This window comes from Streptomyces sp. HP-A2021 (assembly GCF_022807935.1).
Classification (GTDB): domain Bacteria; phylum Actinomycetota; class Actinomycetes; order Streptomycetales; family Streptomycetaceae; genus Streptomyces; species Streptomyces afghaniensis.
This window is the reverse complement of the sequence record NZ_CP094344.1, coordinates 7,090,289-7,103,865: the sequence shown is the minus strand read 5'-3', so window position 1 is coordinate 7,103,865 and position 13,577 is coordinate 7,090,289. Positions and strand designations below refer to the sequence as shown.

At 71.7% G+C, this 13,577-nt stretch carries 15 protein-coding genes; 10 read left to right on the top strand and 5 right to left on the bottom strand.

The window, feature by feature from the left end:
• Position 1: 1 nt before the first annotated feature.
• Together MQE23_RS32090 and MQE23_RS32085 are read right to left on the bottom strand one after the other, a co-directional pair.
• Positions 2-211 (bottom strand): hypothetical protein, encoded by a 210-nt coding sequence (locus MQE23_RS32090; protein WP_243380944.1) that lies wholly within the window; start codon positions 209-211, stop codon positions 2-4.
• The gene (locus MQE23_RS32085; protein WP_243382832.1) at positions 208-1,059 is read right to left on the bottom strand and encodes a peptidoglycan recognition protein; all 852 of its coding nucleotides are present in this window, start codon (positions 1,057-1,059) and stop codon (positions 208-210) included. The genes MQE23_RS32090 and MQE23_RS32085 overlap by 4 nt, the downstream gene beginning before the upstream one ends.
• A gap of 260 nt (positions 1,060-1,319) precedes the next feature.
• Between MQE23_RS32085 and MQE23_RS32080 the strand changes: the two genes are divergently transcribed.
• Positions 1,320-2,504, top strand: a complete 1,185-nt coding sequence (locus tag MQE23_RS32080; RefSeq protein WP_020274419.1) for a MarP family serine protease — start codon at positions 1,320-1,322, stop codon at positions 2,502-2,504.
• A gap of 16 nt (positions 2,505-2,520) precedes the next feature.
• Here MQE23_RS32080 and MQE23_RS32075 read toward each other — a convergent pair whose 3' ends face one another.
• Complete coding sequence (locus MQE23_RS32075; RefSeq protein ID WP_243380943.1) at positions 2,521-3,018, bottom strand: GNAT family N-acetyltransferase; 498 nt, start codon at positions 3,016-3,018, stop codon at positions 2,521-2,523.
• Positions 3,019-3,088: 70 nt separating this feature from the next.
• Between MQE23_RS32075 and MQE23_RS32070 the strand changes: the two genes are divergently transcribed.
• Positions 3,089-3,991, top strand: a complete 903-nt coding sequence (locus tag MQE23_RS32070; protein WP_243380942.1) for a TIGR01777 family oxidoreductase — start codon at positions 3,089-3,091, stop codon at positions 3,989-3,991.
• A 238-nt stretch (positions 3,992-4,229) separates the two neighbouring features.
• Complete coding sequence (locus MQE23_RS32065) at positions 4,230-5,636, top strand: NAD(P)/FAD-dependent oxidoreductase (protein ID WP_243380941.1); 1,407 nt, start codon at positions 4,230-4,232, stop codon at positions 5,634-5,636.
• A gap of 63 nt (positions 5,637-5,699) precedes the next feature.
• Here MQE23_RS32065 and MQE23_RS32060 read toward each other — a convergent pair whose 3' ends face one another.
• Entirely contained in the window at positions 5,700-7,172 is a 1,473-nt protein-coding gene (locus MQE23_RS32060) for a hypothetical protein (protein ID WP_020274422.1), read from the bottom strand.
• A gap of 238 nt (positions 7,173-7,410) precedes the next feature.
• Here MQE23_RS32060 and lipB point away from each other — a divergent pair, with 238 nt between their 5' ends.
• From lipB to MQE23_RS32040, 4 genes are all read left to right on the top strand, one after another.
• The gene (lipB, locus tag MQE23_RS32055) at positions 7,411-8,211 is read left to right on the top strand and encodes a lipoyl(octanoyl) transferase LipB (RefSeq protein ID WP_037670820.1); all 801 of its coding nucleotides are present in this window, start codon (positions 7,411-7,413) and stop codon (positions 8,209-8,211) included.
• Positions 8,212-8,305: 94 nt separating this feature from the next.
• Positions 8,306-9,271, top strand: a complete 966-nt coding sequence (lipA, locus tag MQE23_RS32050; protein ID WP_020274424.1) for a lipoyl synthase — start codon at positions 8,306-8,308, stop codon at positions 9,269-9,271.
• 260 nt (positions 9,272-9,531) lie between these two features.
• The gene (locus MQE23_RS32045; RefSeq protein ID WP_010037129.1) at positions 9,532-9,744 is read left to right on the top strand and encodes a hypothetical protein; all 213 of its coding nucleotides are present in this window, start codon (positions 9,532-9,534) and stop codon (positions 9,742-9,744) included.
• A 78-nt stretch (positions 9,745-9,822) separates the two neighbouring features.
• Entirely contained in the window at positions 9,823-10,527 is a 705-nt protein-coding gene (locus MQE23_RS32040) for a DUF4191 domain-containing protein (RefSeq protein WP_243380940.1), read from the top strand.
• Positions 10,528-10,603: 76 nt separating this feature from the next.
• On the opposite strand, the gene MQE23_RS32035 is transcribed toward MQE23_RS32040, so the two are convergent.
• The gene (locus tag MQE23_RS32035; protein ID WP_010037124.1) at positions 10,604-11,071 is read right to left on the bottom strand and encodes an RDD family protein; all 468 of its coding nucleotides are present in this window, start codon (positions 11,069-11,071) and stop codon (positions 10,604-10,606) included.
• Positions 11,072-11,281: 210 nt separating this feature from the next.
• Between MQE23_RS32035 and glnA the strand changes: the two genes are divergently transcribed.
• From glnA to MQE23_RS32020, 3 genes are all read left to right on the top strand, one after another.
• Complete coding sequence (gene glnA / locus MQE23_RS32030; protein ID WP_020274427.1) at positions 11,282-12,691, top strand: type I glutamate--ammonia ligase; 1,410 nt, start codon at positions 11,282-11,284, stop codon at positions 12,689-12,691.
• A gap of 131 nt (positions 12,692-12,822) precedes the next feature.
• Positions 12,823-13,095, top strand: a complete 273-nt coding sequence (locus MQE23_RS32025; protein WP_037670833.1) for a hypothetical protein — start codon at positions 12,823-12,825, stop codon at positions 13,093-13,095.
• Between the two features lie 35 nt (positions 13,096-13,130).
• Positions 13,131-13,502: a signal peptidase I gene (locus tag MQE23_RS32020; protein WP_243380939.1), complete on the top strand. Its 372-nt coding sequence runs from the start codon at positions 13,131-13,133 to the stop codon at positions 13,500-13,502.
• Positions 13,503-13,577: the final 75 nt, after the last annotated feature.

The window sequence follows — 13,577 nt, the reverse complement described above, 5'->3', positions numbered from 1 at the left end:
ATCAGGCGATGGGGCGGCGCCTCGTGTCGGAGGGGAGCGCGTGCGTCTGGTCGCCCGTCCCCGCCTGGTGCAGCGGGGCGGCGTTGGCCTGGTCGAGGGCGGACGCGGTGGCCGCGGCCGGGCCCAGGACGACGGTCGCGACCGCGCACAGGACCGCCCAGGGGCCGCCCGGCCGGGTGCGCGCCGGGTCCTCCGTACGGCTGCTGTTCATGATCCCCACCTCCGGTCGGCCCGCTGTGGGGACGACGGTAGGGCGCCGGGATCGGAGGACGCTGCGCGCCGGCTGTGGCCCTCCTGTGGACCCGCCGGCCGGCCCTGCAACCGGGCGGCCAGCTGCCTGATCTCCGGCAGCCTGGCGTGCAGGGCGGCGCCCGGGCAGCTGGTCATGTAGCCGTCGTTGTGGCCGGCGAGGGCGGGCAGCTCGGCGGTGGTGCCCGCCGCGTACCGGCTCAGGCCGTTGCTGGAGACCAGGCGGACGCTCGCCCGCGGGTCGGTGCCGGTCAGGCCCAGCTTCCAGGCGGACAGCGCGGCGATGGCGTGGATCATCGCCCGGGGTACGGGCATGCCCGCGGTGAAGGTGCCGAGGGCGGCGATGCCGGTGGTGCGGTGGTTGAAGCCCTGGGTATGGGCGCCGGTGACGGCCCGCTCGACGCCGCCGGCGCGGCCCTCGTAGACGGTGCCGCAGCGGTCGACGACGAAGTTGTAGCCGATGTCGTCCCAGTCGCGGGTGCCGGTCTGGCCGGTGTACAGGTCCCTGAGGATGCGGGGCGCGTCGGCGCAGTCGTAGCCGTTGGGCGAGTCGGTGTGGTGGACGAAGACGGCGGCGACCCGGTCGTCGTAGCGCGGGCCGGGCTGCTTGCGGGCGGCGTCGCCCAGCCACTGCGATCTCGGCACGATGTGCGGGCGCGGTGCGGCGTAGGGCGTGGCGGCGGGGCGGTGCGTGGCCGGGCGGGCGCTGGTCTCGGCGGCGTTCTCGACGCCGTGGGCGCACAGCACCAGCGCCGCGACGGCGGCGACGCCCGGCAGACAGCCGAGCAGCACCCGGGCCGCGCGCGGCATACCGGCTGTGCCGGGTGTCCCGGCGGCGCGGTGCCGGCGCGTGCCCCGCCGTCTTCGGAAGACACGCATGGACCCACTGTCGGCCTGATCCGGTCCGTCCGCGATGTGTGATGTGCCACCCGGTGGAACCATCGTCACGGTCCGCGACGTTTTTCCGAGTGCACGGGCGCGTGGCCGGTTCTGATCATCCACGCGCGTGTGACTGATCACCGGGCCCTCCCCCCGCGTATTAAAGGGTTCCGACAGAAAGGCGGCGTTGCGTGGACCTGCTCGACATCCTGCTGTTGCTGGTGGTCCTGGCCTATGCGGCGTCCGGCTACCGGCGCGGGCTGGTGGCCGGCTGTGTGTCGCTGGCGGGCTTCGTGGGCGGTGCGGTCGTCGGCGTGTGGATCCTGCCGTGGGTGATGGACCTGGTGCCGCCGGGCACGACCCGCGCGACGGTGACGGCGGTGTTCACGGTGCTGCTCCCGGCGGTGGTGGGCCACGAGCTGGCGGGGCGTCTCGCGCTCAGGCTGCGGCGGGAGCTGGACCGGGGGCCGCTCCGAGTGGCGGACGGGATCGGCGGGGCCGTGGCCAACTCGGTCGCGGTCCTGATCGTGGCGTGGGTGGCCGCGAGCGTCCTGGGCGCGTCCTCCTCGCCGCTGGTCACCTCGGCGATCCGGGACTCGCGGCTGCTCGGCGCGGTGCAGGAGACCATGCCGGACACCACCCCCGCCTGGTTCTCGCGGGCCACGTCGGCGCTGACCGAGGCGGGCTTCCCGCAGGTCTTCAACCCCTTCGAGAACGAGTCGACCGCCGAGGTCGCCGCACCCTCCGGCGACAGCGTCACGGCGGCCGCCACGAACGCCGCCAAGCTGAGCACCGTCAAGGTCGAGGGCGTCGCGGGCACCCAGGGCCGCGAGGGCAGCGGGTTCGTGTACGCGCGGGAGCACGTGATGACCAACGCCCACGTGGTGGCGGGCATCGACGAGCCGACCGTGCAGATCGGCGGGGTCGGGCGGACGTACGAGGCGCGGGTGGTGCTCTTCGACCCGCAGAAGGACGTGGCCGTGCTGTACGTGCCGGGGCTCAAGGCGCCCGTGCTGCGGTTCGACGACAACGCCGAGCGCGGCGACTCGGCGGTCGTCGCGGGCTATCCGCAGGACGGCGACCTGAACCTCCAGGCGGCGACGGTCGCGAACCGGGTCCGGGCGACGGGCCAGAACATCTACAACGACGACACCGTCACCCGCGAGATCTACTCGATCCGCTCCACGGTCCGCCCCGGCAACTCCGGCGGCCCGCTCCTCACCACGGACGGCCGGGTCTTCGGCGTGGTCTTCGCCCGCTCCACCTCGGACGCCGAGACGGGCTACGTGCTGACGGCGGCCGAGGTCTCCTCCGACGCCGAGCGCGCGGCGAACGCGACGGCGCCGGTGGACACGGGCGAGCTGGCCGCGTCGTAGGCGTCCTGGTACCCGCTCAGAGGAAACGTCCCATCAGTACGTCGTCCACGTACTGTCCGTCGAGCCGGAACTCCTCGGGCAGGACTCCCTCCACCACGAATCCCTCGGCCTCATAGAGCTTGCGCGCCGGGGTGTTGTAACCGAGGACGCGCAGGGTGAGGCGGCGGGCCCCGCGCCGGCGTGCTTCGTCCACGGCGGCCCGGACGAGTGCCCGCCCGACGCCCCGGCCGCGCGCCTCCTCCGAGACGACGAGGCCCTGGATCTGCCGGACGTGCCGGTTCGAGTCGACCGGCGTCGGGAAGCCGAGGTGGAGGTAGCCCGCCAGGCGGTCACCGGCTTCGGCGACCAGGCAGTCCTCGGGGGCGTGCCGCTCGCTGAAGAACGGCGGGTACGGCGGCTGCGGCTCGGGCACCACGGCGTGCAGGTGCGACCACGCGAGCCGGTCCAGCAGGGCCAGCCCTTCGCCGTCATCGGGCATGGCGACGCGTATACGGAGATCGCGGGACTCGGGCATGGCGTCACCCTACGGCGATGGCTTGTGGCCGTACGCCGGATTTATCGCGCCGGCAGGCAGGATGGGGCCCATGGAACGCTCACGAATCGCAGTGGCCGGTGCGTCCGGTCTCATCGGCGGCGCCCTGGTGCGGTCCCTGGCCGCGGACGGGCACGAGGTGGTGCGCCTGGTGCGCCATGCGCCCCGGGCCGCGGACGAGGTCCGCTGGGATCCCGAGGGCGGGCGTGTGGACGCGGCCGGGCTCGCCGGATGCGAAGCGGTGGTGAACCTGGCCGGTGCGGGGGTCGGCGACCGCCGCTGGACCGACGCCTACAAGCAGCGGATCCGCGACAGCAGGGTGAACGGCACGGCGGCGCTCGCCCGCGCGGTCGCCTCGCTGGACGAGAAGGACCGGCCGCGGGTCTTCGTGAACGGCAGCGCCATGGGCTATTACGGCGAGACCGGGGACCGGACCGTCGACGAGAGCGCGCCGGCGGGCGAGGGCTTCCTGCCCGAGCTGTGCGTGGAGTGGGAGGCCGCGACAGCCCCCGCCCAGGAGGCCGGTGTCCGCACGGTGTTCACCCGGACCGGGCTGGTCGTGTCCCGCGAGGGCGGTGCGTGGGGGCGGCTCTTCCCGCTGTTCCGGGCCGGCCTCGGCGGGCGGATGGGCGACGGGCGGCAGTACTGGTCGTTCGTCGCGCTGCACGACGAGGTCGCCGCGATCCGGCATCTCATGGACACCGACGGCCTGTCCGGGCCGTTCAACCTCACCGCCCCGAACCCGCTGAGGAACCGTGAGATCACGGCGGCGATGGGGCGCGTGCTGCACCGCCCGACGCTGTTCGCGGTGCCCGCGCCCGTCCTGCAGGCCGTGCTCGGCGAGATGGCCGGGGATGTGCTCGGCAGCGCCCGGGCCCTGCCGACGCGACTGCTGGAGTCGGGGTTCCGGTTCGCCTTCCCGGAGATCGAGGGGGCTATCCGGGCGGCGTTGTGACGCACTCCGAGACCGCCGACCGACCGTTCCGAGACAGCCCCTCGCGCCGCACACCAGCCACCTATGACCACTCCATGCCCACAAGGCGTCCGTATGCGACCGCTGTGCGACCGTGCCCTGCCGATGCGCGACTCCCCATGACCGATCACGGCCCTACCCTCGACCAGAACTGGCGTATCCCTGGGGCCTGTTGAGGGCATGACGTCTCCAGCGCCCGCGCAACCTCGAGGAGGGGCACGTGCTTGAGCCCGCTTACCAGGCGGACGTGGTCGTGGTGGGGGCCGGGGTCGCCGGACTCTCGGCCGCGCACCGGCTGACCAGCGCAGGAGTGACGACCATGGTCCTGGAGGCCGCCCACGGGGTCGGCGGCCGCATGGCGACGGAGAAGGTCGACGGCTTCCGGCTCGACAGAATCGGCCAGTTGCTGTCCACGGCATACCCGGAACTACGACTGACACCCGGCCTCGGCACCCTCGTGCTGCGCCCCTTCGCGCCGGGGGTCCTGCTGCACGGGGACGGACGCCACCATCGCGCGGGCGTCCAGGCAGGCACAGGGGGCGCACGGGGCGCACTGCATGCGGTGCGCGCCCTGGCGAGTGCTCCCCGCCCGCCGTCCGCACCCAGGCCGCCCAGGAGGCCGGTGGCGGTGCCCGGCCGGCAGGTCTCCGCACCCCGGAGCCGGTCCGGCGCGCCACTGGGCACGGCCGTCGACCAGGCCCGCCTGGGTGCCGCCCTGACCCGGCTGGCGGGCACACCGGCCGAACGGCTGCTGGCCCGCCCGGAGCTGCCCGCCGGTGAGGCTTTGGCGGCCCGCGGGCTGCCGGCCCGTACGATCGACGGCTTCCTGCGTCCGCTGCTCGCCGCCCTGCTGTGCGACCCGGACCTGACGACGTCCAGCCGGTGCGCGGACCTCGCGCTGCGCGCCTTCGCGGGCGGCCGGCTGTGTCTGCCGGAGGGCGGCGCCGAGGCCCTGCCGGAGCTGCTGGCGAGCACGCTGCCGCCGGGCACGGTGCACACCGGCGTGCGCGTCACCTCCGTGTCCACGACCTCGGTGACCACCGCGGAGCACGGCGAGATCCGCTGCCGGGCGGTACTGGTGGCGACGGACGCCAGGGCCGCGGCCGAGCTGCTTCCCGGGTTGCGGGTGCCGGAATTCCATCCGGTGACGGTGGTGCATCACACGACCGACGAGCCGCCGGCGACGGGGGCGTCGCTGTTGCTCGACGCGGACCTGGGCGGGCCGGTCGCGCACACGGCTGTGGTGAGCCGGGTCGATCCGTCCCGGGCTCCGGCGGGGCGGGCGCTGGTGTCCTCGACGGTGCTGGGGCGGCCGCCGGGGGATGTCGACACGGCTGTGCGGATGCATCTGGCGCGGTTGTACGGGGTGTCGACGGCGCGGTGGGAGACGTTGGCGGTGCATCACACGGCGGAGGCTGTGCCGGCGATGCGGCCGCCGCATGATCTGCGGCGGCCGGTGCGGTTGCTTGCGGGGCTGTATGTGTGTGGGGATCACCGGGACACCAGTACGGTTCAGGGTGCTCTGCACTCTGGGCATCGGGCGTCGGCGGCGATTTTGGCGGACCTGGGGGTCGGGCGGTCCATGCATGTCGCCGACCCCTTGCCGACTGTGCCGAGGGCTGCGTAGGTGGTTCGCCGGGTGCGGGTGCGTCGTGGCTTGTCGCGCAGTTCCCCGCGCCCCTGAGTTCCTTCACCCAAGGGCCGCTACTTTGTCGCGGTAAGTCCGCACGGGCGCCGCGTCCTTGTACGGCTCCAGTCGTCGCTCGAAGTCCCGCACGTACTCCACCGCCCGCACCGAGCGCATCTCCGCGGCCTGGCCCGCGGCCTCCGCGGCCAGTTGGCAGGCCTGGTCGAGTTCGCCGAGGCCGAGGCGGGCGGTGGCGAGGACGACGCGGCAGAACAGGCGGCTGCGGGCGTAGGACGGGGCACGGAGCTGGAGTGAGCGTTCCGCGTGCTGGGCGGCGGCGCGGAACTGCTGGAGGTCCCGGTGGCAGTGCCCGAACTCGTCGGCGAGCTGCGCCTCGTCGAAGAACTTGGCCCAGTGGGGGACGTCGTCCCCGGACCGGGCCGTCTCCAGGGCGCGCTCGGCGCGGACCAGTGCGGCGGTGCAGGCCCGCACCTCGCCGAGCACGCCGTGCCCGCGTGCCTCGGAGGCGTGCAGCAGCGCCTGTACGACCGGCGGGGCCGAGGTGCCGACGCCCTGCTGCGCCACCCGCGCGAGCTGCACCGCCTCCCGCCCGTGCCCTAGGTAGACGGCCTGCCGGCTCATGGTGACCAGCACGTACGCCCCGTACGTCCGGTCCCCGGCCGCCTGGGCGAGGCGGAGCGCCTGCACGAAGTAGCGCTGGGCGAGTCCGTGCGCGGCGATGTCGTACGACGTCCAGCCCGCGAGCCGGGTCAGGTCGGCGGCGGCGGCGAACAGCCGGCGGCCGGTCTGCTCGCCGTAGGTGCCGCGCAGCATGGGCTCGCACTCGTGCTCCAGATAGCGCACGAGGGCCTGGCGGGCGTGACCGCCGCCGTAGGCGTCGTCGAGGGTGCGGAACAGCTCGCCGACCGAGCGCAGGGCGGCGATGTCGCCGGCGGTCACCTTCTGGCCCGGTCCGCGTTCGGCCTGCCCGCGCTGGCGGGGCAGGGACGCCACGCCCTGCTCGGACGGGGGACGGAGGGCGACGCGGCCCTGCGCCGGGATGCGGGCGGCGGGCGGCTCACCCCGGGCCACCTTCTCGTCGGCGCGGCCGATCAGCCAGTCCCGGCTGGGCACGACGAGCCCGGCGGGCGTGAAGGCGATCTTGCGCAGCTCGGCGTGGCTGCCGGAGTCCTTGCGCCACAGCCCGCTGACGATGTCGACGGCCTCCTCGGGGGTGGCGGCGAACTCAAGCCCCGCGTAGACGGGCGCGCAGGCGTCCAGGCCGAGGTCCTGGGCGGTGAGGCGGCGGCCCAGGCGCCGGGTGAAGACCTCGGCGATCAGCGCGGGCGTGGTGCCCCTGGGCTGCTGGCCGCGCAGCCACCGGGTGACGGATGTCTTGTCGTATCTCAGATCGAGCCCGTGTTCGAGACCGAGCTGGTCCACGCGACGGGCGAGACCCGCGTTGGAGAACCCCGCTTCTGCGATGAGCGCGGCGAGCTGTCGGTTGGGGGTGCGCTGCGCGGGTCGTTCCGTCATGGTGCGGTGCGGTCTCCTGCCTTCCGGTGTGGGTGATCTGCCGGATTGCCTGTGAGCAGGCCTTATGGCTTGCTGGACGGCGCGAATGTAGCGGAGAGTAAACACCCCATCACACATTTTCGCGGACATTCATCCGATCGTGTGAGGATTGCCCCCAGGACTGACGTGTCCGGGCCGGACGTACAGTGGCTGGGGCGCGATACGTGCCTGACACACCCGTCCTAGGGAGGCGCTTGCCGTGAGTGAGTTGCGGTTCGTCCGCATGGGGTTCGGTGACGAGGCCGTCGAGTACCAGGAGGCGTGGGACGAACAGCGCCGGGTGCATGCGGCGCGCTTCGCGGACGAGGTCCCCGACACCGTGCTGCTCCTGGAGCACCCCCCGGTCTACACGGCGGGACGGCGCACGGCGGACAACGAGCGGCCCCTCGACGGCACGCCGGTCATCGACGTGGACCGCGGCGGCAAGATCACCTGGCACGGCCCCGGCCAGCTGGTGGGCTACCCGATCCAGAAGCTCCCGCGCCCGGTGGACGTCGTGGCGCACGTGCGCCGCCTCGAAGAGGCCCTGATCCGCACCTGCGCGGAGTTCGGCCTGGAGACCACCCGGGTCGAGGGCCGGAGCGGGGTGTGGGTCCTGGGCGACCCGGTCGAGCAGCGCCCGGCGCTGGGCGGCCTGGCCCTGGACTTCGACCCGCGGCTGCACGACGAGGAGTTCGACCCGCGCCTGAACGGGCCGGAGTACGCGCCCTCCAACGCGGGCCAGCGCCGTGAGGACCGCAAGATCGCCGCGATCGGCATCCGCGTGGCCAAGGGCGTCACCATGCACGGCTTCGCGCTCAACGTGAACCCGGACAACAAGTGGTTCGACCGGATCATCCCGTGCGGCATCCGGGACGCGGGGGTCGCCTCCCTGGCGAACGAACTGGGCCGCGACGTGACGATCGAGGAGGTCCTGCCGGTCGTCGAACGGCACCTGCGGGACGTCCTGGAGAACGCCGAGCTGAAGCCGCGGGAGATCGAGAAGGCGCCGGCGGCATAAAACGGGCCGTGGAGGGGCTGGCACCCACACAGGCATTCAAATCAACGGGCGTACCCTTGAGGACGCCGAAGAATCAATCGCTAGGGAGCCGGTCGTGTCCGCAGTCGCACCCGACGGACGCAAGATGCTGCGCCTGGAGGTCCGCAACAGCCAGACCCCCATCGAGCGCAAGCCCGAGTGGATCAAGACCCGGGCGAAAATGGGCCCCGAGTACACCAAGATGCAGAACCTCGTGAAGAGCGAGGGCCTGCACACGGTCTGCCAGGAAGCCGGCTGCCCCAACATCTACGAGTGCTGGGAGGACCGCGAGGCCACCTTCCTCATCGGCGGCGACCAGTGCACCCGGCGCTGTGACTTCTGCCAGATCGACACCGGCAAGCCCGAGGCGCTCGACCGCGACGAGCCCCGCCGCGTGGGCGAGTCCGTGGTCACCATGGACCTGAACTACGCCACGATCACCGGCGTCGCCCGCGACGACCTGGAGGACGGCGGCGCGTGGCTGTACGCGGAGACGGTCCGCCAGATCCACCGGCAGACGGCGGGCCGCGAGGCCGGCCGGACGAAGGTCGAGCTGCTCGCGCCCGACTTCAACGCCGTCCCGGAGCAGCTGGAGGAGGTCTTCTCCTCCCGTCCCGAGGTCTTCGCGCACAACGTCGAGACGGTCCCGCGGATCTTCAAGCGGATCCGCCCCGGCTTCCGCTACGAGCGCTCCCTGAAGGTCATCACGGAGGCCCGCGACTACGGCCTCGTCACCAAGTCGAACCTCATCCTCGGCATGGGCGAGACCCGCGAGGAGGTCAGCGAGGCGCTGAAGCAGCTGCACGACGCGGGCTGCGAGCTGGTCACCATCACGCAGTACCTGCGGCCCTCCGTGCGCCACCACCCGGTGGAGCGCTGGGTCAAGCCGCACGAGTTCGTGGAGCTGCAGGAGGAGGCCGAGCAGATCGGCTTCTCCGGTGTGATGTCGGGCCCGCTGGTGCGGTCCTCGTACCGCGCCGGGCGGCTCTACCGGATGGCCATGGAGCAGCGGGACGCGCGCATCGCGGCCCAAACCGTCTGACGAACCGTCACCGCCCTTCCCGCCACAGGGCGAGACAAGCGTGTGAATTCGCGCACAAGAGACTACTCGCCGGTAGTGACCGATATGACGCGGTCCTGACCGTCCTCGCAGATGAGGGCGTATGTCAGGGCCGCGTCGGCGTTCCACGGATCCCCGCCGGGGCTTCATGGGTGTTTGACCGGTCGGACACGCCCTGGTAACACCAATCAGTGACGCTGAACTCACAGCACGTACACCGCTCCCGAGGGGGGACCTGACCCATGCAGGCCGCGCCCGTTCGCGCCACCGCGATTCCGTCCTTCACCACCGCCCTGCGTGCCGTCGAGTCGCTGCTGCTGAGCAGCGGTCAGCGCACCGCCCGCCGCAACGCCTGGACCTCCGTGCTGGAGGACCGCCGCCGCGCCAAGGACCGGGTCGAGGCGCAGCGCGTCCTCGAGCAGTCCGTGTCCCGGTCCCTCTCCGTCCACCCATGAGCCCGCTCCCCTCCCCCGCGAGTCGCCCGGCGGACACTGCCGTCGTAGGCGCTTGTGGGGCCACGTAGACTTCGTGGCATGGCGAGGAAGGAACCTGCAGCGGACGCTGCGAACCCCGGGCGACTGAAGCAGATCGCCCTGACCTACAAGATGACCCGCAAGGCCGACAAGAAGATCGGTCTTGTACTCGCGGCAGTCGGAATCGTCACCTTCGGTGTCTTCCTCGCGATCGGTTTCTTGATCGGTCACCCCATCTATCTCGGCATCCTGGGCCTCCTGCTCGCCTTCCTCGCGTCGGCGATCGTGTTCGGGCGCCGGGCCGAGCGGGCCGCCTTCGGGCAGATGGAGGGCCAGCCCGGTGCCGCGGCGGCGGTGCTCGACAACGTCGGCCGGGGGTGGACGACGACCCCCGCGGTGGCGATGAACCGCAACCAGGACGTGGTGCACCGCGCGGTCGGCAAGGCCGGCATCGTCCTGGTCGCCGAGGGCAACCCGAACCGGGTGAAGTCCCTGCTCGCCGCCGAGAAGAGGAAGATGAACCGCATCGTCGCGGACGTCCCGGTGCACGACCTGGTGGTGGGCACGGGCGAGGGCCAGGTCGAGCTGAAGAAGCTGCGCACGACCATGCTGAAGCTGCCGCGCGTGCTGACCGGCCCGCAGGTCACCGCCACCAACGACCGGCTGCGGGCCCTGGGCGACCTGATGAGCAACATGCCGCTGCCGAAGGGGCCGATGCCGAAGGGCATGCGGATGCCGAGGGGCGGCGGGCCGAAGGCGCGCTGACCGCCCGCTCACGAGACACACGAAGGGGCGCCCGGACCACTCCGGGCGCCCCTTCTTTCATGTCCGTTCGTTCGTGTCAGATGCGGACCTCGACCGTGCCCGCCAGCCGGTCGTGCAGGCCCCGGCCGTCGCGGTCCCAGATCAGGGCGGGGATCGCGAGGAAGAGCAGGACCGTGCGCAGCACGGCCCGCCAGGGACTGACCCGGCCGGTGTCCAGGGCGAGCACCCGCAGGCCGAGGAGCCGCTTGCCCGGTGTGAAGCCGACCGTACCGACCGTGAGGACCATCAAGGCGAACATGATGAGCGGCGCCCAGATCTGGGCCGCTTCGTTGTAGCTCTGGGTGATGAGACCGTATGCGATCAGGAGGCTCAGGCCCCAGTCCACGGCGAGGGCGCCGAGCCGCCGCCCCGGGCGGGCGATCGAGCCGGGTCCCTCCTCGGGCAGACCGAGCTGTTCACCCCGGTATCCGAAGTCGACACCGGCCTCTTCCGCCGCCGCGCGGGGCCCGGAAAGCCACGATCCGAGTGCTTGCCTGTTGTCCACCCGTCCACGGTACTGCGCCCGGAAATGACCAGGGCACGCCGGGGTGCGTCGGGGCTACGGTGGAACCCGAGCCGGTTAACTTGTGCGAAACAAATGAGTCACGCCCGAGAAACCACCCGTCCCTAGGGTCGAGGTCAGCGTGTGCCACCCGCACTGGCCGCACGAACGAACTACCACCCCGGCGGGACGGTCGGGAGTAGGAGGAGCTGGATGTTCCAGAACGCCGACGAGGCCAAGAAGTTCATCGCGGACGAGGACGTCAAGTTCATCGACGTCCGCTTCTGCGACCTGCCGGGCGTGATGCAGCACTTCACGGTGCCTGCTGAGGCGTTCGACGCGGACGAGGAGCTGGCCTTCGACGGCTCGTCCATCCGCGGCTTCCAGGCCATCCACGAGTCCGACATGGCGCTGCGCGCGGACCTGTCGACCGCCCGGGTCGACCCGTTCCGCCGTGACAAGACGCTGAACATCAACTTCTTCATCCACGACCCGATCACGGGCGAGCAGTACTCCCGTGACCCGCGCAACGTGGCGAAGAAGGCCGAGGCCTACCTCGCCTCCACCGGTATCGCCGACACGGCGTACTTCGGTCCCGAGGCCGAGTTCTACGTCTTCGACTCCGTCCGCTTCGCGACCAGCGCGAACGAGTCCTTCTACCACATCGACTCCGAGGCCGGCGCCTGGAACACCGGTGCCGTCGAGGACAACCGTGGGTACAAGGTCCGCTACAAGGGTGGCTACTTCCCGGTCCCGCCGGTCGACCACTTCGCCGACCTGCGCGCCGAGATCTCCCTGGAGCTGAACCGGGCCGGCCTGCAGGTCGAGCGCCAGCACCACGAGGTGGGCACCGCCGGCCAGGCCGAGATCAACTACAAGTTCAACACGCTGCTCGCCGCCGCTGACGACCTCCAGCTCTTCAAGTACATCGTGAAGAACGTGGCGTGGAAGAACGGCAAGACGGCGACCTTCATGCCGAAGCCGATCTTCGGTGACAACGGCTCGGGCATGCACGTCCACCAGTCCCTGTGGTCGGGCGGCTCCCCGCTCTTCTACGACGAGGCCGGTTACGCGGGCCTGTCGGACACCGCCCGCTACTACATCGGCGGCATCCTCAAGCACGCCCCGTCGCTGCTGGCCTTCACCAACCCGACGGTGAACTCGTACCACCGCCTGGTCCCGGGCTTCGAGGCGCCGGTGAACCTGGTCTACTCGCAGCGCAACCGCTCCGCGGCCATGCGTATCCCGATCACGGGCTCGAACCCGAAGGCCAAGCGCGTCGAGTTCCGCGCGCCCGACTCCTCCGGCAACCCGTACCTGGCGTTCTCGGCCCTGCTGCTCGCGGGCCTGGACGGCATCAAGAACAAGATCGAGCCGGCCGAGCCGATCGACAAGGACCTCTACGAGCTGGCCCCCGAGGAGCACGCGGGCGTCCCGCAGGTCCCGACCTCGCTCCCGGCCGTCCTCGACTCCCTCGAGGCCGACCACGAGTTCCTCCTCCAGGGCGACGTGTTCACGCCGGACCTGATCGAGACGTGGATCGACTACAAGCGCACGAACGAGATCGCGCCGCTTCAGCTGCGTCCGCACCCGCACGAGTTCGAGCTGTACTTCGACGTGTGATCGACGCCCGATCCGTGTGATCGACGCCTGATCGAGGCATCACGACCGCGCCTCCGCTGTCCGTCCGGGCAGCGGGGGCGCGGTCGTTTGTTCTATTCTGCTGCCAGGACCTCACGGGGGTGGAGCAGGAGATGCCCGAGCACGAACAGGACGGCCAGGAGCGCGAGTTCGACCTCAGATGGGCGGACAGCGCCGAGCACAAGGAGCCCTCCGCGCGGGCCCGTATGCTCGCCGCCCGGTGGAAGCACAACCCGCCCGGGCCCGTGCCCTTCCGCCCCGAGCCCGACCACAGGTCGCGCGGGCGCGGGTCCCGCTCGTCGTGGGTGTCGACGGCCGTGGTGCTCGGCTGTGTGGCCGCGGTGATCGTGCTGCTCGGGTACCTCAACTTCCGGGCGCCGTACTAGGGAGGCCGTCCAGGCGGGTGCTAGCGTCCGGCCGCGTGGATGACGGTGTGTACGTGGGTAACGCGGGCAAGGACGCGGCGCTGGACCGGGGGTGGCTCCTCGGGCACTTCAAGGACGTCGGCGATCCGCGTCACAGCGAGGCCGTCGAGATCAAGTGGGGTGTCCATCCGGCCGGCGACGAACGGTCGCAGTGGGTGCGGGGCGAGGAGCGGACCGCGCTGCTGGTTCTCGTCAGCGGGCGCTTCCGGGTGGAGCTCCCCGGTCGCAGTGTCCTGCTGGAGCGGCAGGGCGACTACGTCGTGTGGGGGCGCGGGGTCGATCACTCCTGGTGCGCCGAGGAGGAGTCGGTGGTGCTGACGGTTCGGTGGCCGTCCGTGCCCGGGTACGCGGTGGCCGCGGGCGGCTGACGCCTTTGCCGGGCCTGGGGGTGATCGCGACCCGTTCATGGGCCTGTGCGGGTGCACACTGGCAGTGGGACGAGT

What these genes read in the sequence shown, in the direction of transcription:
- MQE23_RS32025 (WP_037670833.1), top strand. Translation starts at nt 12,823, where the DNA reads ATGCCCGAGCACGAACAGGACGGCCAGGAGCGCGAGTTCGACCTCAGA.
- MQE23_RS32060 (WP_020274422.1), bottom strand. Translation starts at nt 7,172, where the DNA reads ATGACGGAACGACCCGCGCAGCGCACCCCCAACCGACAGCTCGCCGCG.
- MQE23_RS32075 (WP_243380943.1), bottom strand. Translation starts at nt 3,018, where the DNA reads ATGCCCGAGTCCCGCGATCTCCGTATACGCGTCGCCATGCCCGATGAC.
- MQE23_RS32040 (WP_243380940.1), top strand. Translation starts at nt 9,823, where the DNA reads ATGGCGAGGAAGGAACCTGCAGCGGACGCTGCGAACCCCGGGCGACTG.
- MQE23_RS32045 (WP_010037129.1), top strand. Translation starts at nt 9,532, where the DNA reads ATGCAGGCCGCGCCCGTTCGCGCCACCGCGATTCCGTCCTTCACCACC.
- MQE23_RS32070 (WP_243380942.1), top strand. Translation starts at nt 3,089, where the DNA reads ATGGAACGCTCACGAATCGCAGTGGCCGGTGCGTCCGGTCTCATCGGC.
- glnA (WP_020274427.1), top strand. Translation starts at nt 11,282, where the DNA reads ATGTTCCAGAACGCCGACGAGGCCAAGAAGTTCATCGCGGACGAGGAC.
- MQE23_RS32085 (WP_243382832.1), bottom strand. Translation starts at nt 1,059, where the DNA reads ATGCCGCGCGCGGCCCGGGTGCTGCTCGGCTGTCTGCCGGGCGTCGCC.
- MQE23_RS32090 (WP_243380944.1), bottom strand. Translation starts at nt 211, where the DNA reads ATGAACAGCAGCCGTACGGAGGACCCGGCGCGCACCCGGCCGGGCGGC.